This is a genomic window from Novosphingobium sp. SG754, assembly GCF_013149315.1.
GTDB classification, from domain to species: Bacteria; Pseudomonadota; Alphaproteobacteria; order Sphingomonadales; family Sphingomonadaceae; genus Novosphingobium; species Novosphingobium capsulatum.
This window is the reverse complement of the sequence record NZ_JABGCC010000002.1, coordinates 787,905-808,096: the sequence shown is the minus strand read 5'-3', so window position 1 is coordinate 808,096 and position 20,192 is coordinate 787,905. Positions and strand designations below refer to the sequence as shown.

The 20,192-nt window shown below is 64.8% G+C and carries 20 protein-coding genes; 9 read left to right on the top strand and 11 right to left on the bottom strand.

The window, feature by feature from the left end; genetic code table 11:
* Window positions 1-95: 95 nt before the first annotated feature.
* The 3 genes from FHW97_RS08140 to FHW97_RS08130 all read right to left on the bottom strand — a co-directional run bounded on the left by FHW97_RS08140 (window position 96) and on the right by FHW97_RS08130 (window position 1,875).
* Window positions 96-368: a hypothetical protein gene (locus FHW97_RS08140; protein WP_022677077.1), complete on the bottom strand. Its 273-nt coding sequence runs from the start codon at window positions 366-368 to the stop codon at window positions 96-98.
* Between the two features lie 158 nt (window positions 369-526).
* Entirely contained in the window at window positions 527-1,165 is a 639-nt protein-coding gene (locus FHW97_RS08135; protein ID WP_022677078.1) for a CoA transferase subunit B, read from the bottom strand.
* Window positions 1,165-1,875, bottom strand: coding sequence for a CoA transferase subunit A (locus FHW97_RS08130; protein ID WP_022677079.1), 711 nt, complete (start codon window positions 1,873-1,875; stop codon window positions 1,165-1,167). The genes FHW97_RS08135 and FHW97_RS08130 overlap by 1 nt, the downstream gene beginning before the upstream one ends.
* Before the next feature lie 104 nt (window positions 1,876-1,979).
* Between FHW97_RS08130 and FHW97_RS08125 the strand changes: the two genes are divergently transcribed.
* From FHW97_RS08125 to FHW97_RS08110, 5 genes are all read left to right on the top strand, one after another.
* Entirely contained in the window at window positions 1,980-2,849 is an 870-nt protein-coding gene (locus FHW97_RS08125; protein WP_171798572.1) for a LysR family transcriptional regulator, read from the top strand.
* A gap of 337 nt (window positions 2,850-3,186) precedes the next feature.
* Window positions 3,187-3,393, top strand: coding sequence for a cold-shock protein (locus tag FHW97_RS08120; RefSeq protein WP_022677081.1), 207 nt, complete (start codon window positions 3,187-3,189; stop codon window positions 3,391-3,393).
* An 86-nt stretch (window positions 3,394-3,479) separates the two neighbouring features.
* On the top strand, window positions 3,480-3,689 hold the full coding sequence (locus tag FHW97_RS08115) for a hypothetical protein (protein ID WP_171798571.1): 210 nt from the start codon (window positions 3,480-3,482) through the stop codon (window positions 3,687-3,689).
* Between the two features lie 33 nt (window positions 3,690-3,722).
* Window positions 3,723-3,851 (top strand): hypothetical protein, encoded by a 129-nt coding sequence (locus tag FHW97_RS22205; protein ID WP_255352173.1) that lies wholly within the window; start codon window positions 3,723-3,725, stop codon window positions 3,849-3,851.
* 123 nt (window positions 3,852-3,974) lie between these two features.
* Entirely contained in the window at window positions 3,975-4,232 is a 258-nt protein-coding gene (locus tag FHW97_RS08110; protein WP_022677084.1) for a hypothetical protein, read from the top strand.
* Between the two features lie 3 nt (window positions 4,233-4,235).
* Here the strand turns inward: FHW97_RS08110 and FHW97_RS08105 are convergent, their stop codons facing one another.
* Window positions 4,236-5,717, bottom strand: a complete 1,482-nt coding sequence (locus FHW97_RS08105; protein ID WP_171792381.1) for an exopolyphosphatase — start codon at window positions 5,715-5,717, stop codon at window positions 4,236-4,238.
* Window positions 5,718-5,724: 7 nt separating this feature from the next.
* Window positions 5,725-7,881: an RNA degradosome polyphosphate kinase gene (locus FHW97_RS08100; RefSeq protein ID WP_171798643.1), complete on the bottom strand. Its 2,157-nt coding sequence runs from the start codon at window positions 7,879-7,881 to the stop codon at window positions 5,725-5,727.
* A 578-nt stretch (window positions 7,882-8,459) separates the two neighbouring features.
* Here FHW97_RS08100 and FHW97_RS08095 point away from each other — a divergent pair.
* On the top strand, window positions 8,460-8,651 hold the full coding sequence (locus FHW97_RS08095) for a YezD family protein (RefSeq protein ID WP_062782575.1): 192 nt from the start codon (window positions 8,460-8,462) through the stop codon (window positions 8,649-8,651).
* A gap of 156 nt (window positions 8,652-8,807) precedes the next feature.
* On the top strand, window positions 8,808-11,276 hold the full coding sequence (locus FHW97_RS08090; RefSeq protein ID WP_171798570.1) for a TonB-dependent receptor: 2,469 nt from the start codon (window positions 8,808-8,810) through the stop codon (window positions 11,274-11,276).
* 107 nt (window positions 11,277-11,383) lie between these two features.
* Here the strand turns inward: FHW97_RS08090 and FHW97_RS08085 are convergent, their stop codons facing one another.
* Window positions 11,384-12,217, bottom strand: coding sequence for a TIGR00266 family protein (locus FHW97_RS08085; protein WP_171798569.1), 834 nt, complete (start codon window positions 12,215-12,217; stop codon window positions 11,384-11,386).
* A 241-nt stretch (window positions 12,218-12,458) separates the two neighbouring features.
* Between FHW97_RS08085 and FHW97_RS08080 the strand changes: the two genes are divergently transcribed.
* Entirely contained in the window at window positions 12,459-13,754 is a 1,296-nt protein-coding gene (locus tag FHW97_RS08080) for a cytochrome b/b6 domain-containing protein (RefSeq protein WP_171798568.1), read from the top strand.
* Between the two features lie 54 nt (window positions 13,755-13,808).
* Here FHW97_RS08080 and FHW97_RS08075 read toward each other — a convergent pair whose 3' ends face one another.
* The 5 genes from FHW97_RS08075 to FHW97_RS08055 form a co-directional block, all read right to left on the bottom strand.
* Window positions 13,809-14,528, bottom strand: coding sequence for a TetR/AcrR family transcriptional regulator (locus FHW97_RS08075; protein ID WP_231627559.1), 720 nt, complete (start codon window positions 14,526-14,528; stop codon window positions 13,809-13,811).
* Window positions 14,482-14,751 carry a hypothetical protein gene (locus tag FHW97_RS08070; protein ID WP_054131044.1) on the bottom strand — a complete coding sequence of 90 codons (270 nt, stop codon included), beginning with the start codon at window positions 14,749-14,751 and terminating at the stop codon, window positions 14,482-14,484. Before FHW97_RS08070 ends, FHW97_RS08075 begins: the two co-directional genes overlap by 47 nt.
* Window positions 14,752-14,864: 113 nt before the next feature.
* Window positions 14,865-16,304, bottom strand: coding sequence for an efflux transporter outer membrane subunit (locus FHW97_RS08065; protein WP_253941649.1), 1,440 nt, complete (start codon window positions 16,302-16,304; stop codon window positions 14,865-14,867).
* A 20-nt stretch (window positions 16,305-16,324) separates the two neighbouring features.
* On the bottom strand, window positions 16,325-17,932 hold the full coding sequence (locus tag FHW97_RS08060; RefSeq protein ID WP_171798566.1) for an MDR family MFS transporter: 1,608 nt from the start codon (window positions 17,930-17,932) through the stop codon (window positions 16,325-16,327).
* Entirely contained in the window at window positions 17,932-19,089 is a 1,158-nt protein-coding gene (locus tag FHW97_RS08055) for an HlyD family secretion protein (protein WP_084390734.1), read from the bottom strand. The genes FHW97_RS08060 and FHW97_RS08055 overlap by 1 nt, the downstream gene beginning before the upstream one ends.
* Window positions 19,090-19,582: 493 nt before the next feature.
* Between FHW97_RS08055 and ahpC the strand changes: the two genes are divergently transcribed.
* Window positions 19,583-20,146 (top strand): alkyl hydroperoxide reductase subunit C, encoded by a 564-nt coding sequence (gene ahpC / locus FHW97_RS08050; protein ID WP_062782590.1) that lies wholly within the window; start codon window positions 19,583-19,585, stop codon window positions 20,144-20,146.
* Window positions 20,147-20,192: the final 46 nt, after the last annotated feature.

Sequence of the window (20,192 nt, the reverse complement as noted above, 5' to 3'; positions counted from 1 at the left end):
GTGAAAACACCGTCGATGACGCGCGACTGCATCATGCCGCCAGCGAACAATCAAAACCGATCAGACCGGAACAGCGACCTCATGAATAAGACGGGCTAGATCCGCCGCAGCGCGTCGGCCATCACATGTGCTTCATGCTGGCTGGCGATCAGCAGCGGCTGGGTGTCCTGCTCGGCCCGGCGTTCGCTTTCGGGCACCAGCGCGCGTGCGTCGCCGCTCCACTGTGCGGCAATCGCTCGCACTTCGGGCACGATCACCAGCTTGGCCACCACCAGCGATCCGGTCCACAGCGGGATCGACAGCACGAGCGAGGTGATGACGCACTTCACAGCCTTGCCGGGGTGCAGGAAGTTGATGTTCCAGGTCATGGTCAATTCCCGATTGCGCTTTCCCATCGGTCCCGGGGCAGGGGCTAATGGCTCGGGCCTGACATCGGGATGAATGACCAAATTTTCATGTTGGTTCAAAAGGTAGTCTGGGCACTGCGCCGCCAGTGGCCCTGCGGCCATGGCGGCGCAGCAATGGTTCAGGCCGCCACGTAATGCGCCGTGGTCTTGGCCGCCACTTCCTCGGCCGTCACGCCCGGCGCCAGCTCCACCAGGTGGAACGGGCTGTCGTGATCCGGGCGCTGGAACACGGCGAGGTCGGTGATCACCATGTCGACCACGTTCTTGCCAGTCAGCGGGAGGGTGCAATCAGGAATGAACTTGGAGCTGCCGTCCTTGGCGCAGTGCTCCATCACCACGATGATGCGCTTCACCCCCGCGACCAGGTCCATGGCGCCGCCCATGCCCTTGATCATCTTGCCGGGCACCATCCAGTTGGCGATATCGCCGCCCTGCGACACTTCCATCGCGCCCAGCACGGTCAGGTCGATATGCCCACCCCGGATCATGGCAAAGCTTTGCGCGCTATCGAAATAGGCGGTCTGCGGCAGTTCGCTGATGGTCTGCTTGCCGGCGTTGATCAGGTCGGCGTCGACCTCGTCGTCGAACGGGAAGGGGCCGATGCCCAGCATCCCGTTTTCCGATTGCAGCGTCACTTCCATGCCGGCGGGAATGTGGTTGGCCACCAGCGTGGGGATGCCGATGCCCAGGTTCACATAGAACCCATCTTGAAGTTCGCGCGCCGCGCGCGCGGCCATTTCGTCACGAGTCCAGGGCATCAGGCGTTCTCCCGCGCACGGGTGGTGCGGAATTCGATCTTCTTGTCATAGGGCGCGCCCAGCACTAGCCGCTGGACATAGACGCCCGGCAGGTGGATGCCATCGGCATCGAGGCTGCCGGTCGGCACGATCTCTTCCACTTCCACCACGCAGACCTTGCCGCAGGTCGCGGCCGGCACGTTGAAATTGCGCGCCGTCTTGCGGAACACCACGTTGCCGCTCTCGTCCGCCTTCCACGCCTTGACCAGCGACAGGTCGGCAAAGATCCCGCGTTCCAGGATATAGTCCTGCCCGTCGAAATTCTTCACTTCCTTGCCCTCGGCCACCAGCGTGCCCACGCCGGTCTTGGTGTAGAAGCCGGGAATGCCTGCGCCGCCCGCGCGCATGCGCTCGGCCAGGGTGCCCTGGGGGCAGAATTCCACCTCCAGCTCGCCCGACAGATACTGGCGTTCGAATTCCTTGTTCTCGCCCACATAGGACGAGATCATCTTCTTGACCTGGCGCGTGCGCAGCAGCTTGCCGATGCCTTCGTTGTCGATGCCGGCATTGTTGCTGGCAAAGGTCAGCCCGCTCACCCCGGACTCGCGCACCGCATCCAGCAGCCGCTCAGGGATTCCGCAAAGGCCAAAGCCCCCGCAGGCGATCAGCAGGCCATCGTGCAACAGCCCGTCCAGCGCGGCTGTGGCAGAGGGATAGATCTTGTTGGCCATCGGCACCTCTCCATTGATGCCCCGTCTTACGCCAGCCAATCGATCGGAACTAGCGATACATTGTTATCTTTTATGATAAGACCTGGATATGATACCGCAGGCCCATGAAGCGCCTGGCCATCTATCACCTCGAAACCCTGCTGTGGATTGCCCGCCTGGGCACGTTCCGCGCCGCGGCAGAGCGGCTCAATACTACGCAGCCCGCCATTTCCGCCCGCGTGAAAGAGATCGAGGAGCAATTGGGCGTCGATCTGTTCCGCCGCGAAGGGCGCAACATGGTGCTCACCGCGCGCGGCCGCGCCCTGGTCGCCGATTTCGAGCCGCTGTGGGCCGGCTTCGAACGCGCGCTGTTCAAGGCGAGCGACTTTGGCGGCGCCACCGGCATCGTGCGCATCGGCACCGGCGAGATCGCCGCCGCCAGTTGCCTGCCCGCCTTCGTCGCGGCGGTGGAGCAGAACCTGCCCGGCGTGACGCTGGAGATCGAGCTCGACCTAACCGCCCGCATGCTCCAGCAACTGCTCGCCGGCACCAGCGACATGGTGTTCCTCGCCGGCCCGGTCGCCAGCCCCGGCGTGCGCACCACGCCATTGGGCAGCGTCGCGCTGGTCTGGGCGGCCAGCAAGGCCACGGCGCAGGCCGGCGGCTTCAAGCAAGCGCTGCCGGTGTGGTCGATCCCGGAACACTCACCCATCCACGGCATCATGCGCGAATCCCTCGCGCAGCACGGCATCACGCCGCCAGTCATCCGCACCTGCAACAACGTCCGCGCCTTGGTCGAAATCATCCGCCTGGGCAGCGGCGCCGCGCTGTTGCCCGAAACCATGGTGCGCGGCGAACTGGCGAGCGGGGAACTGGTGCAAGTCCTGCCATCGCCCAAACGGCAACTGCGCTTCGAAGCGGCCATCCGCAGCGCCGAGCGCGATCCGCTGATCCTGGAGCTGTTCCGGCGGGTTGGTGGGCTGCGGATTGATTAGTCCAAACATTCCCTCCCCTAACCCCTCCCGCTGGCGGGAGGGGCTGGGGGAGGGCCTGTAAGCACCACAGCTCAATTCTACCGCATTCCCCCGGCGCGGCGCGCTGTATTGCGCGCGGCGCGCTGTATTGCGCATCAATCCCGGCCACGATTCCACGAAAACCGAGAATTGCCTTTCAATTTTTCGGCATCGTGTTATTAGGGTTGTGCTTACGTCGCATGCGACGGATAAATCGGCAGCTTTATGCCACCCCTTTATCCTTTTCTAGCACTACAGAAGCCGGGATGCGCCGCTGTTGGCGCATGCCCGTCAAACCATGGGATAAAGGGTTATCCATATGACGACCGGAACCGTAAAGTTTTTCAACGTCGACAAGGGCTATGGCTTCATTGCGCCCAATGACGGCGGCACCGATGCCTTCGTGCACATCTCGGCCGTGGAACGCGCCGGCATGCGCACGCTCGAAAAGGACCAGCGCGTTTCGTACGAGCTGGAAACCGATCGCCGCGGCAAGGTTTCGGCAGTGAATCTCCAGGCTGCCTGATGGATGCGGGTCGCGCGGTTGATCCAACCGCGCGACCACACCGCACCTGTCGCTACATGCCGAATTGACATTGCTGGAGGCCGAAAATGTCTGATCCGAAAAATCGTCCGTTCCTGATCAACAAGGATGCGGAAGGCAATTTCCGGCTGACCGTGCGCAGTATCCGATACAATTCGCAAGGGTATCCGTTGGTCACGGCGCAGCTGCAAGACGAACTGTTCAAGACCATGGCTGGCGCCCGCACGTTTGCGCGCGACAACTTTGGTGCGCAGCCGGGCGAATACGCTTCAAAGTAAAGAGCGTTGCTCGCACCGTGAAAAGGAATTGGCATGGCCAAGGGTCAAAAGAAATCCAACAAGGAAGTCCGCAAGCCCAAGGCGGCCAAGCCGCCCAAGCTTAACGCCTCCAATCCATCGACCAAGCCAGCGCCGGTCGGGATCGTCACGATCAAGCGGTGAGACCAAGCGGGCAACTGCCCTGCTTTGCCACTCTGGCCGCGCCGATGCCAACGCTCGGCGCGCCGTTGGCATGCCGGAAAATCAGCAAGATTGCCGGCATCGCCAACCGGTGGAGCCAGTTTCATGACGGATAGTCCCAGCCTCATCGACCCCCAGTTGCTCGATGCGCACGAAGCGTCTGATATTTCGGCCATCAACGGCATCGTCAGTCTGGCGAATATCCTGCGCGGCCGCAATATTCTGACCGACGCCGAGGCTTCTGCTTTGCACGAGAGCATGAGTTTGCCGCTTGGCATGGCCAAATACGCAGACAATCCATCGGTCCAGGACATTCAGCTCAACCTCGACCGCCTGTTTGCGATGGTCGTCCGCCCGGGTTGAGCCCTACCGCTCCCTGATCGCCGCCTTCAGCCCCAGATGCGCGGCAAGCGCCTTGAGATCGCGGCCGACGCTGTCGTTGATCAGCACGGCATGGCGGTCTTCCACTTCCATCACCAGCACCTCGCCTTCGCGGCGCAACGTGCTGCCGTTCAGCGCAGAAGGCGCGCCCACTGTGAAGCGGCGGCACAGGCGGGTGGCAAGGCCCCAGGCCTGGGCTTCGCGCAGGGACGCGGGGGTGGCGAGAAGGTTGAGATCTTCGGGCAGCGTCAGCTTGCCGGTATTGGCGATCATCGCGGCGGCGAGCATCGCGCGATCGCGCGCGGTCGCGCCGATCCAGCGTTTGCGCAGGCCCCATTCATGCGCCAGGTCGCCGCGCAGGTTGGGCTCCACCGTGGCCGAGGCCATGCACAGCATCGTGGCGGCCAGGCGCAGGCGCTCGCGCCGGTCGGGCCCGTCGGTCTGCACCACGCCGGCGGTCCAGCCGGCCACCATGCTGGCGGTGTTGGGTGAAATGCCGTGTTCTTGGGCAAAGGCAGAGGCGCCGGCGACCAGCGGTTCCTGCCCGCGCACGGCATCGGGCATCGCTTCCCACAGCACGCCTTCGCGCAGGCCCCAGGCGGAAAATACCAGCCTTTCGGGCTTTAGCCGGGCGATCAGCACGGCGAGCAGCGCGGCAGTATCGGGCAGGCTGGTAAGGCGCCCGCCGGAAACCCCGGCAATCGGCGCCACCGCCTCTCCCTTGCGCCGCGCCAGGGCCTTGGCCAGCTTGAGCGCCAGGGCAGGATCGGCGACGTAGCCATGCGGATCATCGATCGGAAAGCGCGTTTCCACCATCATGTGGCGGGCAAAGGCGCGCAGCGAGCCGCCGACGAGATAGAGCGTCTGCCCCGGCGTGGCTTTCCATTCCGCCTTGGCCAGCGCCTTGGTGATCTTCTGCCCGAACGCGCGCTGCCCTTCGGCGCGCAGCGCGGGCAGGCGCAGCGTGCCCAGCGGCAGGCTGACCCCATGGGTGCAGCGCTGCCCGTCCACATCGACCAGTTCCAGGCTGCCGCCACCCAGATCGCCGACTACGCCCTTGGCCTTGGGAAAGGCGCCCAGCACGCCATGCGCGCTGGTGATCGCCTCTTCCTCGCCCGAGAGCAGGCGCGGGGCAAAGCCCAGCTTGGCGATGGCGTCGAGGAAGGCCGGACCATTGCGCGCGTCACGGCTGGCGGCGGTGGCCACCACGTCCACCTCGCTGACCCCTTGCAGCGCCAGGATCGCCTTGAACCGGGCGAGCGAGGCCAGCGCCAGGGCCATGGCCTTGGGCGAAAGATCACCGCTTTCGGCCACGCCCTTGCCCAGGCGGGCGGTCACTTTCTCGTTGTGCAGCACCTTGGGCGCGCGCAGCGGCTGGCCATAGATGACCAGGCGCACGGTGTTGGAGCCGATATCGATAATGGCGCGCTTGGGCGCTTCTTTGCCACGGGACAGGCCAAATGCCATCGCGCCGTCAATCGACCGTTGCGCCACCGCGCCGCAGCGCCAGCTTGGGCACTTTGCGCCCCTTGGTAAGGGCCGCGCCGCGGCCCGAAAGCGAAGGATTGGTCATGAAATAGCGGTGCACATTGAACGGTTTCTCGTCCGCGTCGGATCGACACGAAACCCGCTGATAATCGCCATCGGCGTGCAAAGTCCAGCTTTGCTCGGTATCGATCAGGTTGGCCAGCATCACCTGGTCCAGGATCTGGTCGTGCACCGTGCGGTTGCGGATCGGCACCAGCACTTCCACCCGGCGATCCAGATTGCGGCTCATCCCGTCGGCTGAAGAGATGAACACCCGCGCGCGCCGGTTGGGCAGGGCGCCGCCGTTGCCGAACGCCCAGATGCGGCTGTGCTCCAGAAAGCGGCCGATGATCGATTTCACCGTGATCCGTTCCGAAAGCCCGGGCACGCCGGGCCGCAGGCAGCAGATGCCGCGCACCACCAGCGAAATGTCCACGCCAGCCTGCGCTGCGGCATAGAGCCGCTCGATCAGGCGGCTGTCGGTCAGCGCGTTGAGCTTGGCCCAGATCGCGGCGCGCTTGCCCGCGCGGGCAAAGGCGATCTCGCGCTCGATGCAATCATACAGCGTGCGGCGCAGCCCGATCGGCGAGATGGAAAGAAACTCGGTGTTCTTGGGCTCGACATAGCCGGTGATGAAGTTGAACAGCTGCCCGGCATCGCGCCCCGCCTTGGGATCGGCGGTAAAGAACGACAGGTCGGTATAGATGCGCGCGGTCACCGGGTGATAGTTGCCGGTGCCAAAGTGGCAATAGGTGCGATAGCCATCGCCCTCGCGCCGCACCACCATCGAAACCTTGGCGTGGGTCTTCCAGTCGACGAAGCCATAGATCACCTGGACCCCGGCGCGCTCCAACTGGCTCGCCCAGTGCAGATTCTGTTCTTCATCGAACCGCGCCTTGAGTTCGACCACGGCCGTGACGGACTTGCCCGCTTCGGCCGCCGCGATCAGCGCGGCGATCACTGCCGATTGCTTGCCGGCGCGATAGAGCGTCTGCTTGATCGCCACCACATCCGGGTCTTCGGCGGCCTGGCGCAGGAAATCGACCACCACGTCGAAACTTTCGAACGGGTGATGGATCACCAGATCCTTTTCGCGGATCGCGGCAAAGCAATCGCCGTCGTGTTCCAGCACGCGTTCGGGATAGCGCGGGTTATAGGGCTCGAACTTCAGTTCCGGGCGCGGCATGTCGACGATCTGCGACAGGCCGTTCATCGCCAGCAGGCCGCGCGATTTCACCACCAGCGCATAGTCCAGGCGCAGCTTGTCGCGCAGCAATTGCTCGGCCGTGGGATCGAAATCATCCTGCAACTGCAGCATGATCACCTTGCCGCGCCGCCGCCGCTGGATCGCCGTGCGGAAATAGCGCACCAGGTCTTCGGCGTCTTCCTCGATCTCCATGTCGCTGTCGCGCAGCACGCGGAACGTGCCCGAACCCTGGATGCGAAAGCCAGGAAACACCGTGGCGGCGTTGCGGCGCACCAGTTCCTCGATGCTGATCCAGCCGCCATCGTCGGGCAGCTTGACAAAGCGTGGCAGCGCCGGCGGCACGAGGATCATCTCGGTCACAGGGTCATTATCGGCCACCCGCACCATCGAAAACAGGATGCCCGTGCCCTGGTTGGCGATGAACGGGAACGGGTGCGCCGGATCGATCGCCTGGGGGGTAAGCACCGGCATGACATGCTCGGTGAAATAGCGCGCCAGCCAATCGGCCTGGTGGCGGGGCAGGGGCTTGTCGCCCACCAGATGGATGCCCGCGTCGGCCAGCAGGTCTGACAGCTCGCCCAGCACCACGCGCTGGGCGCTGACCAGGTCTTCCACGGCGCCGTGGATCTGCTGCAACTGCTGGACCGGGCTGAACCCGTCGATCGAAACCTCGTCGATCCCGCGGCGCACCTGGCCGGCGATCCCGGCCACGCGCACCATCATGAACTCATCGAGGTTGCTGCCCGAGATCGACAGGAAGCGCAGCCGCTCCAGCAAGGGATAGTTGGTGTTCTGCGCCTCGGCCAGAACGCGGCGGTTGAACATCAGCCAGCTCAACTCGCGGTTGAAATAGCGCATCGGCGGTGGACCCTCGGTCAACGCGGATAGGGCCTGCATCGGCAGTACGCCACCCGGCGCTGCGCTGGTTTCTGCCACGATTGCTGTCCTGCTTGGTGTTGTTGCGGTCCCGCGCGCCATCGTTCCGCTTTGCTACTCTTGTATGACAAGCACGATGTTAGAAACGGGCAGCAGCGCCTTGGCAAGTGCAAAGCGGCCCTGTCAGGAAACGTTACAGACCGTGCGTTAATCTCTACTCGTTTTGTCGAGAATCATGCCCGCTTCGCCGCCCGCCCGCTCGTCAGCGGGCGTCGTTACGCTAGATTGCGAGCATGGCCCCGGTGAGTCGCGTGCCCAGGCGCGCGACCACGGCCGATCCGCAGCGGGCTGGCCGCGCATGCCCAAGCCCGCTGCGGACTCTGGTTGTTAATGAATATTATCAATTGCTTGGTCTGCGTTGGTGGGCCGGGCCTGCTGGTGTGCGGGTGAGGCGTAGCGCCGTTCATCGTGGCGAAAGTTTCGCTATCTGGCCTCCAACAACTCGTTTAATGTCTATCGCAAAAGTTGAGTATAAGAAGGTGGCAACAGGCACCTCGCCGCGGCGGGGCCAAGACCTAAGCCTTTGCAAGAGAGAGCCGATGTCCATCACACCTGCCAATGCAGATCTGGCCGCCCGCGATCCGGAACAGGCCCGCCTGATCGAGCAATCGCTCGACAGCGTGCGCGAGGCCCTGGCCGGGCTGCGCTATGGCCATGTCGGCCTCACCGTTCATGAAGGGCGCGTCGTCCAGATCGACGTGACCGAGAAGCGCCGCTTCAACAACCACTGATCCGCCAGAATTTTCGATCACGCCAAGCAATCCATGGCGGCACCACGGCTCTGGGGAGGGCCGCCGGCCATGGCAAAAACCAACAACAGACCATGCCGCCACCCGCCACGGAACCCCTCCGCGCGCGTGGTCCGGCATGTCGAAAGGGATATCAGCATGCTCGTTCGCGCCCATCTTGCCGCGTCGGTGGCTTCCGCCGGCCTGGCTCTCGCGCTCGCCGCCCCGGCCCATGCCGCCGATGCGCCTGCACCGGCAGACGCCGCCAGCAAATCTGTGCCAGCCGCTGCCGCGCCACCGGTGGATGACAGCATCGTCGTCACTGCCCGCCGCCGCGCCGAAACCGTGCAGACCGTGCCTTTGGCCGTTACCGTGGTGGGCGGCGCCCACATCGATGCCGCCGGTGCGTTCAACGTCGGCCGCCTCACGCAGTTGACCCCCACGCTGCAGTTCTATTCGTCCAACCCGCGCAATACCTCGGTCAATATCCGCGGCCTGGGCGCGCCGCTGGGCCTGACCAACGACGGCATCGAACAGGGCGTGGGCGTCTATATCGATGACGTGTTCTATGCCCGTGCCGCGTCCTCCACGTTCGACTTTCTCGACGTGAGCCGCATCGAAGTGCTGCGCGGGCCGCAGGGCACGCTGTTTGGCAAGAACACCACCGCCGGCGCGCTCAACATCACCACCCGCGCTCCCACGTTCGAGCCCGAGGCCCGGCTGGAGGCGACCGCCGGCAACCTTGGTTTCGTCCAGCTCAAGGGCGCAGTGTCCGGCCCGCTCAGCGATACCCTGGCGGTGCGCCTGGCCGGCTCGTTTACCGAGCGCGACGGGACGGTCTATAACGTCAAGCAGCGCCAGTGGATCAATTCGCAAGACAACAAGGGCGCGCGCCTGCAATTCCTGTGGCGCCCGTCGAGCACGGTCGAAGTGACGCTGGCGGGGGATTACAACAAGCAGAACCCCAATTGCTGCGCGCTGGTCTATGTGCGCACCGGCGCCACGCAGCGGCCGCTCAACCGCCAGTATGCCGCGCTCGCTGCCGCGCAGAACTATGCCGTGCCCAGCACCAATCCGTTCGATCGCGTGACCGACGAAGACGTGGCCCTGCGCGCCAAGAACGAGGTGGGCGGCGTGTCGCTGCGCGCCAAGATCCAGACCGGGCTGGGCACGATCACCTCGATCACGGCGTGGCGCTATTGGGATTGGGACCCGTCGAACGACCGCGATTACCTCGGCCTGCCGATCACGACCAAGTCCAACAATCCCTCGCACCAGGACCAGTATACCCAGGAACTGCGCCTGACCGGCGAAACCGGCCGCTTCAACTATACCGTCGGCGCATTCGGCTTCTATCAGAAGATCCACACCACCGGCATTCAGCAGCAGGGCCCGGCGGCGAGCAAGTTCCTGATCGCGCCGAGCAATGCGCTGTCGAACGATCCCAGCGTGCTCAACGGCCTGACCGCCGCGAACGACATCACGCTCAAGAACACCAGCGCGGCAATCTATGGCAAGTTCGGCTACAAGCTGACCGACACGCTGTCGATCCAGCCGGGTGTGCGCCTCAACTATGACAAGAAGGACGGCATCTACAATTCCACCGTCACCGATGGGAACGGGGCACTCGTCACGTTTGCCACCAACAACACCGCGCGGCAAAAGGCCCAGCTGGCCGTGCTCGCGCCGCAGTACTTCGTTGCCAATTTCAGCGACTGGAACCTGTCGGGCGACGCGACGCTGGCCTGGGATCCCACCAGCGACGTCCACGTCTATGGCACTTATGCGCGCAGCTTCAAATCGGGCGGCATCAACCTCAACGGCGTGCCGGCCAACACCGATGGCACTCCGCTGCTGCAGTTTGCCACGATCAAGCCGGAACGCGTCAACCACTTTGAACTGGGCATCAAGACGCAGTTCTGGAACCGCAAGGGCACGTTCAACGTCGCCGCGTTCCGCACCGATATCAACGACTATCAGGCGCAGGTGACGAACTACACCGTGGGCGCGCTGCGCGGCTATCTCGCCAACGCCGAAAAGGTGCGCACCCAGGGTGTCGAAGTCGATTTCGCAGTGCGGCCGAGCGAGCGGATCAGCCTCTATTCCAACGCCGCCTACACCGATGCCAAGTATGTGCGCTTCAAGAATGCGCCCTGCGCGCCCGAGCTTTCGGGTGGCACGCAGAATGTCGATGCCAACGGCAACCTGATCGGCACGCCGGCTGCGCCGGGCACGCCGGGGATCAGCCCGCTGTCGTGCGACATTTCCGGCCAAGTGCTGCCCGGCGTGTCGAAGTGGTCGTTCTCCTATGGCGGCGAAGTCAACCTGCCGGTCCAGGCGTTCGGCGGGGAAGGGCAGGTCTATCTCGGCGTGGATGGCAACTATCGCTCGCGCTTTTCGTCCAACCCCACCCCTTCGGCCTATACCTGGATCGAAGGCTATGCGCTCACCAACTTCCGCCTGGGCGTGCGCCGCGAGGGCCGCTTCGATATCTATGGCTGGCTGCGCAATGCCTTTGACACGCACTATTTCGAGCAGCTCGCGGTCGGTTCGGGCAACACCGGCCTGATCGTCGGCCAGGTCGGCGATCCGCGCACCTATGGCCTGACCGTGCGCACGCAGTTCTAAGCGGCGCGCGGGGGAGCGGGCTTCGACAAGCTCAGCCCGAACGGAAACCAAGGGAATTTCCCCAAGGTCCGTTCGCCCTGAGCCTGTCGAAGGCCTGTCCCGAAACCCTAGCGATTGCCGTCGATAAAATCGCCCAGCGGGCCGAGCACCGAGCCTTCGCCACGGTTGCTGCCCCCGCTGGGTATGGCGGCGGCAACCACGCGACCGGCCAGGCGGGCAAACGGCAGGGACTGGATCCACACTTTGCCCGGCCCGGTCAGCCGCGCAAAGAACAGGCCTTCGCCGCCAAACAGCACGCTGCGCACGCCGCCTGCGCGCACCAGGTCGAAATCGATCGAGGGCGTATAGGCGGCCAGGCACCCGGTATCGACATGGAGCTGTTCGCCCGGGCCAAGCTCGCGTTCCACCAGGGTGCCGCCCATCTGGACAAAGACCCAGCCATCGCCATCCAGCCGCTGCATGACAAAGCCTTCGCCGCCAAACAGGCCGGTCATGATCCGGCGCTGGAACGCGATGCCGATCGAGACGCCGCGCGCGGCCGCCAGAAAGCTGTCTTTCTGGCAGATCAGCGTGCCACCCAGGTCTGACAGCTTGAGCGGCAGGATCGTGCCCGGCACCGGCGCTGCAAACGCAACGCGCGCCTTGCCGTGGCCCTGGTGGGTGAACACGGTGGTGAACAGGCTGGCCCCGGTGACGAGGCGCTTGCCCGCGCCCAGCAGCTTGCCCATGAAGCCGCCGCCATCGCCGTCGCTGCCATCGCCAAACACCGTGGTCATCTCGATCGCGGCATCCTTCCAGACAAACGCGCCAGCCTCGGCCACGGCGCTCTCGCCGGGATCGAGTTCGATCTCGACGAACTGCAGGTCATTGCCGCGAATGGCAAAGTCCACGTCATCGGCGACGCCGGCGCGGCGGCTGTGGCTCCAGGGGCTGCTGCACATGGGAAATGCGGTCTCCTGATGGCGCGGGGCAGGGCGCCCACGCGCGGTGACGCAGCGAACCATGGCATGGCTGCAACGCGCGCTCCAGCCTGGTTCGTCGTGATGACGATGGCGCTCGATCGGTGACATGCACCGGCTGGATCGCACCTGATCCGGCATGGATCGGCTGGGCATATCAAAAGCCACAATCGCCTGTTATAGACAGCGCGGGTGGCCAAGAGGATGAGGAGATTTTCGCGGCATGAATGACACGTTTTCGCGGGGGCTGTCGCCAAAGCGCTATGCCCTGAGTGCGATCATCCTCCACTGGTCGATCGCGGCGTTGCTGCTGTTTCAGGTGTCGCTCGGCTGGCGGCTGGAAGACCTGCCCAAGGGCACGGCCAGCTTTGCCGGCTACCAGTTTCACAAGTCGGTCGGCTTCCTGATCCTGGCGCTCAGCCTCGCGCGCCTGGGCGTGCGTCTGGTGGCGCGGCGCCCGGCACCGGCCGAAGGCGCGCCGGCGGTAAAGCTGCTGGTCAAGGTCGTGCACGTCCTGCTCTATGCGGTGATGATCGTGGGCCCGCTGTCGGGCTGGATCATGGTGTCCACGTCCAAGATCCGCCTGCAGACCATGGTGTTCGGCACGTTGCCGATGCCCAACCTGCCGGTCGGTCATGCCTGGCACGAGCCGGCCGAAACCATTCACGGCGCGCTTGGCCTGGTGACGCTGGGTCTGTTCGCGCTGCACGTCGCTGGCGCGCTGCGCCATCACTTCATGGGCGATGATCTGCTGGGCCGGATGATCCCGGCCAATACCCGCCGCGGCCTGACCATCGGCGTGATCGTCGCGCTGATCGGTTCGGCAGGGGCCATGGCGCTTGCCAAGGTCTGGCCGTTTGGTGGCCCGGCGGTGGCGCCGGTTGCAGCCGCGTCGGCTGATCCCGATGGCGATGAGTCAGAAGCGGCCACCGATATGGCCAGCGATGCCGCAGTTCAGGCGCCGGCCAGCGCGGCGGCGCCCGTGGCCGATGCATCCGCCGGCGCTGAGGCTGCTGCCAAGGCGGTTGCCTGGCAACTCGCGCCCGGTGGCAAGCTTGGCTTCCACGCCACCTATTCGGGTGACGCGATCAACGGCAGCTTTGGTCGCTGGGACGCCAAGATCGTGTTCTCGCCCGATGATCTTGCCCATTCCACGCTGCGCGCCACGATCGATCTGGCTTCGGTCGGCACCGGCGATGCGCAGCGCGACGACATGCTCAAGGGCGACAATTTCTTCCGTGCCGCCGCTCACCCGCAAGCGATCTACACCGCATCGCGTTTCCGCGCGCAGTCGCCCGGGCACTATGTCGCCGAAGGTACGCTGTCGCTGGCCGGCAAGATCCGCCCGGTGCCGCTGGCCTTTGTGCTGACGATCGATGGCGATCGGGCCACCGCGCACGGCACCGCCACGCTGTCACGCACCGCGTTTGGCGTCGGCACCGGTGAATGGGGTGGCACCGATACGCTGCTCGATGGCGTGACGGTCGATTTCGCGCTCAAGGCCAAGCGCCAGTCCTGATCCGCGTTCCCGCCCGCGCCTGGCCGATGCCGGGCGAGGGCGGGATGCGATCGGTCAGCGCGGCGGCGCGCCGGGCGATCCTTGCTGGCGCACCCCGGCAAAGAAGAAGCTGACATAGCGATCGGCCCAGCGCATGTGCTGCGCGCGATCCTGGCCGCCTTCGGAACTGGCCATCTTGTAGTGGCCCAATAGGCCTTCGAGCCAGAACCGTGCGGCATTCTCGCAATCGTCGATGACGATCTCGCCCCGCTGTTGCGCCATTTCGAACAGGCTGCGAATCTTGTCGACCGCGTTGCGATAGACCATCGCGCGATAGCCGCCCTGCGGGCTGCCGGCTTCGGTGTCGAGCCAGTCGATCAGCCGTTCCATCAGCTTGCCATCGGGGGAATGGAGCAGTTCCAGCGTTTCCACGGCGCGCAGGCGAAACGTTTCTGCGAGTGAACGGTCGCTTTGCAGCGCGGCGATGGCATCGCGGCGCTTGGCCACGGCGTGATGCACCAGCGCTTCCAGCAGTTCGCGCTTGCCGGCAAAGCGGGAATAGATCGTGGCCTTGCCGATATGGGCATGGCGCGCAACGCGATCGAACGTGAAGGTATCCAGCCCGCTGTCGAGCAAAACCTCCCAACTGGCGTCGAGAATCTTGCCGTAAAGCTGTTCGGCCTCTGCCACCGAGGGGCGCCCACGCCGCGGCGCGGCGGGCGATGCCATGCCGTCGGTGGCCGGTGCGTCAGTGGCGGGCGGTTGATCCGTGCTGGAATGCGGCGGCAGAGTCATCGGCCGCACTCCCGTTGCCCGTGGCCGTCGCCGCATCGATCTGCGCGACGAAGGTGTACGACGCCGAAAATTCCGCTGCCGTTCCGGGCAAGGCCGATGCACTGTCGCGTGCCGCAATCTGTCCCGGCCGCTTTACGCATTCGCGATGTGCGGGGCAGGTCATTTCCAGCCCTTCCTGATAGGCCAGCCAGACGCGGCGGCCGATATCCGAAAACCAATCCATCCTTCCCAACCCTCTGTCCGAGTGGCTCACGCCTTTGCGGCGTCTTGTGAAGGAAAATTGACACAGATTCGGGCGTTCGCAAAGCGCTATAAACGGAACGGATCTGGCTCATTTCAGCGGTCCTGGGCCGGTGCCTGCCACCCCAGGCCAAGCGCCTTTTCCACGGCGATGAAATCGGTGGTCAGCTCTGCTGCGGCCGCTGCGGTGGCTTGGGCTGCCTGCACCTGCTGGCGCTGCGCGCTCAAGGCGTCGCTGCGGGCCACGGTGCCGGCATCGGCCCGCTGTTGCTGCAGGGCTTGCGCCCGCGCGGCCTGCGCCTGGCTATCCAGCGCCTTGCCATAGACCTGGCGCTGGCTGCCAAAGCGGGTGAGGGAGCCTTCGGCATCCTGCAGCGCGGTCAGCACGGTGTTGCGATAATTGGCTTCTTGCTCGGCATAGGCCTGGCGCTTGCTGGCCACCTGTGCCTTGTTGCGCCCACCATCGAACAGGCTCCAGCGGATTTGCGGCAGGGCCAGGCCGATGATCTTGGACGGATCGACCACATCGCCGATGCTGGTGCCACCCAGGCCCAGCAGGCCCATGAAGCTGATCTTGGGCAGGCCAGCCGCGATCTGTGCGCCGATGTCGGCATTGGCGGCGGCCAGCTGGCGCTCGGCCATGCGGATATCGGGGCGATTGCGCAGCAGGCTGGCGGGATCGCCCACGGCCACGCTTGCCGGCGGCAACGGCAGCGGCGCCGGCGTGGTCAGCGTGGCATCGAGCGCGCCCGGTTCCTGCCCGGTCAGCACGGCCAGCTGATCGATCAGCACGGTGATATCGGCCCGCGTTTTGGCGCGGTCCCCCTCGGTTTGCGAAGCCTGGCCACGGGCCTGGGCCAGCGGCTGCTCGGGCGCAGTGCCGCCTTGCAGCCGTTGCTGCGCCAGGTTGACCAGCTGGGCATCGATCGCCGCCTGCTGATCGAGCAGGGCCAGCACGGCCTGCTTGGCGCGCAGCGACACATAGGCGCGGGCGATTTCGGCCGACAGCGTCACGCGGGCATCATCCGCGCCGGCCTCGGCCGCTTCGGCACGGGCGCCGGCAGCGGTGATCTTGCTGCGGGTGCCGCCGAACAGATCCAGTTCCCAGCTCGAGTCAAAGCCCACGTTGTAGATCGTGGTGTCGGTGCGGCCGGTATCGTTGCCACCCAGGATGTTGGAGGGCACGTTGATATAGGGCACCGCGCCCGAAACATTGAGCGTGGGGATCAGCGCGGTCTTGTTGGCGGCAAGGCCAGCGCGCGCCTGGGCGATGCGGGCATTGGCCGCCGCGATATTGGGCGAATTGGCCAGGCCCTTGTCGATCAGGCTGCCCAGCACTGGGTCATTGAGCGCATCCCACCAATGCGCGGAGGGCGCCGTGGCGGTGGTGGTGGCAGCGTCGCCACGCAGGAACGCGCTGCGGGCGGCGGCGCCCGGCGCAGCATCGGGCGCGCCGGCATACTTTGGGCCAACCGTGGTGCACCCGGCAAGGGCGGCGGACGCGAGCAGGGCGATGGCCAGGGGGCGGAAAGCCATGGGGCGTGAAGAATGTTGCATCAGTGCATCGCCATGTTGTGGTGGCCCTTGGGCAGGGGCCGGAGAAGGAAAACGAGCGGCAGGACGACAGCAATGCCGACCATCAGCGCGATGAACTCATCGGTGTAGGCCATGACCAGCGCCTGCTTGAGCACCATGCCGTCGATCGATTGCAGCGCGGCAGAAAGGCCGTCGGGCCCGCCACCAAACGAGGCAGCCTGGCTCGATACCCAATCCTGCACGCTGGGGCTGTTGGCCGGCAGGGTTTCGTGGATCGACCAGCGGTGGAATTCCTCGCGCCGTTCCTGCAAGGTGGCGAGCAGGGCCAGCGCGATCGAGCCACCGAGGTTGCGCGCTGCGTTGAACAGGCCCGATGCGTCACCGGCTTCGTCGGGCTTGACGCTGGCAATAGCTGCCTGGTTGAGGAACAGCATCGACAGGGCCTGGCCGAGCCCACGCATCAGCTGCGATACGACAAAGTCGGACCCATCGGAGTTGACCGTCAGCGTGGTATCGAGCCAGCACGACCCGGCCATGATCAGCATCCCGGTCAAGACCACGTAGCGCAGGTCAAACCGCTTCACGAGCAGAGGGAACAGCGGCATCATCATGGCTGCCGGAATGCCCGACAGGAACACGATCTGCCCTGATTGATAGGCATTGTAGCCAGCGATCGCGGCCAGGAACTGCGGGATGACATAGGCCGTGCCATAGAGCACCGAACCGATCAGCAGACCCAGCACGAAGACCGCGGCAAAAGCGCGGTTGCGCAACAGTGCGAGCTTGATCACTGGCCGTTTGGCAAAGAGCTGCCCGATCGAGATGAGGATGAACCCAATGATGGTCACCCCGGTCAGTTGCCAGATCAGCGTGGATTGAAACCACTGTTCGCGGTTGCCTTCCTCCAGCACCACGGTCAATCCGCCCAGGCCCAGTGCCAGGCCAAGAATGCCCAGCCAATCGGCGTTGAGCAACTCATCAAGGCGCATCTTGGTGTTGGACAGGCCAACCGTGAGGAACACCATCAGGATGATGCAGATCGGAATGTTGATGAAGAAGGCATAGTGCCACGAGAAATTCTCGGTCAGCCAGCCGCCGGCCAGTGGGCCCATGACCGGCCCCAGGATCAGCGTGGAACCGAACAGCGCGGTGCCTACCGGTTGCTGGTGGCGCGGCAGGCGCGTGGCGATGATGGTCATCCCGGTGGGAATCATTGCCCCGCCGGTGAAACCCTGGCCGACGCGTCCCACGATCATCATGGTCAGCGTGGTGGACAGGCCGCACACGATGGAAAAGCCGGTGAACAGCACCGAGGCGATCAGCAGGAACCGCTTGAGCCCGAACACGCGTTCCAGCCAGGCGGTGAGCGGGATGATGATGATCTCGGCCACCAGATAGCTGGTGGCGATCCACGTGCCTTCGGTGGAAGACGCGCCGATTTCGCCCTGGATGGTGGGTAGGGCCGAATTGACGATCGAGATGTCGAGCGTGGCCATCAGCGCGCCGATGGCCCCGGCCACCACGGCCAGCCAGGCGGTCAGATCGGCATTGCCAGAGCTGGAACCAGCCGCTGGCTTTGCCGCGCCACCCCCGTTGCCGGCCTCGGCCGGAAGGGTTGCGGCGGCCATTACTTGGCTCCCTGGTCCTGCTCGGCGCGGATCGCCTTGATGGCGCCCTTGGCGGCGCGGGTATCAACCTTGACCGTCAGCGACAGGCCAGGGACCAGCACCTTGCGCGATTCCTCGCCCGCGTTGATGCGGATGCGCACGGGCACGCGCTGGACGATCTTGGTGAAGTTGCCGGTCGCGTTCTGCGGCGGGATCAGCGAGAAGTTCGCCCCCGTGCCCGGCGTGATCGAATCCACCACGCCGTGGAAATCGACGTCAGGCAGCGCGTCGACATGCATCGTCACCGGCTGGCCGGGGCGCATCAGCCCGATCTGGGTTTCCTTGAAATTGGCTTCCACATAGATCGCTTGGGTCGGCACGATGGTCAGCAGGCGCTGGCCGGGCTGTACGAACTGGCCAAGGCGCACGGCCGAGGAGCCGACCTTGCCGGCAATCGGGGCGACGATCCGCGTGGTGCCGACATCGTTGCGGGCGGCCTGGCGGCTGGCTTCGGCAGAGGCGATCTGCGCGCTGGCCTGCTGCACTTGGGCCTTGGTCGTAGCGATCTTGCTGGCGGCGGCCTGGACCATGGCCTGCTTGGCGCGCACATCGGCTGCGGCCTTGTCGCGCGCGCTGGTCAGCTGGTCGAGCTGGGTGCGCGGTTCGGCGCCACTGGCGGCGAGCGGGGCATAGCGCGCGACTTCGCTGCTGTAGTACGCCAGGTCGCGCTGCGAGGCGGCGAGGGCGGCCTTGGCCTGGTTGAGGCTGGCCTGTGCTTCGGCGATGCCGGCAGAAGTCGCCTGCTCGGCGGCGCGGGCCACGCTGACCTGGGCATCGGCCTGATTCAGCTTGGCGCTGTAATCGGTTGGATCGATCTGCACCAGGAAAGCGCCGGCAGGAACCTGCTGGTTATCGGCGACGCCAATCTGCCGCACATACCCGGCCAGCTTGGAGCTGACGGTCACGCCATCGGCCTTCACATAGGCATCGTCGGTCGACTGGATGTACTGGCCGTTGTTGCGATAATCGATGAAGGCATAAATGCCATAGACCAGGCCCACCGCCGCCACGCCCAGTGCGATGCGGCCGATCAGCTTCTTGCGGCCGCTGGTCGCGGGCGCGGTCTCTTCGGCAGGTTCGGTGGAGGGGGTTGCGGCTGCGGTGTCGGGGGCGGGCATCGGGGGCTTCCTGTCAGATCGGCAAAAATGGAACGAGACAGTTTAGTTCAATATTGGCGCAATTGGCGAGCGGTGCCTTGGGCTGCAAGTGAAAGTTTTCGAAGCGAGCTTGCGAAAATTGCAACCTGAAACATCAACATGTTGGCGGTAAAAGGTTTTTTAAGGCAATCCGTGTGCTGCCAGCGCCCAGGCGTGGGTTTTCAGGCCGGCGGGAACCAAGGCTTGCAGGCGCTGCAATTCGCAGCTGCGCAATTGGTTCCCTGCGCCGACGCTGTCCAAAGTGCATGTCGGGGCAAGACGCATGGATGCGATCAGCGCTGGGAGCGTCTTATCGAAAGGATCAATCAATCTGGGCGGAATTGATCATTGGCAATCGTCGGCGCCCATGCCTAATTGCTGCCCTGCAACGAGGGGCGCTGATGCGCTGTGGCGTGTCTTGCCCCTCTTGCCAGCATTCATTTCAGCCACGACCAACCACAAGGAAGTCGAACCCATGTCGATCGTCGGAACCAAGCTCAAGCCGTTCCAGGCCACTGCCTATCTCCAGGGCAAGTTCGTCGATGTCAGCGATGCTGACGTCCTGGGCAAGTGGGCCGTGTTCTTCTTCTACCCGGCCGACTTCACCTTCGTGTGCCCGACCGAGCTGGAAGACCTCGCCGACAAGTATGAAGAGCTCAAGAGCCTGGGCGTGGAAGTCTATTCGGTGTCGACCGACACCCACTTCAGCCACAAGGCCTGGCACGACAGCTCGCCCGCCATCGGCAAGATCAACTACTACATGCTGGGCGACCAGAACCACACCATCTCCAACAACTTCGGCATCCTGCGCGAAGGCGTTGGCCTGGCCGACCGCGGCACCTTCGTGGTCGATCCCGATGGCGTGATCCAGCTGGTCGAAATCACCCCCGAAGGCGTGGGCCGCAATGCCACCGAACTGCTGCGCAAGATCAAGGCTGCCAAGTACTGGCGCGAAAACCCCGGCCAGGTCTGCCCGGCCAAGTGGGAAGAAGGCGCCGAAACGCTTGCTCCCTCGATCGATCTCGTCGGCAAGATCTGATTCTTGCTGCCTGAACCGGGGCGGGCCAGCGCGCCTGCCCCGGACC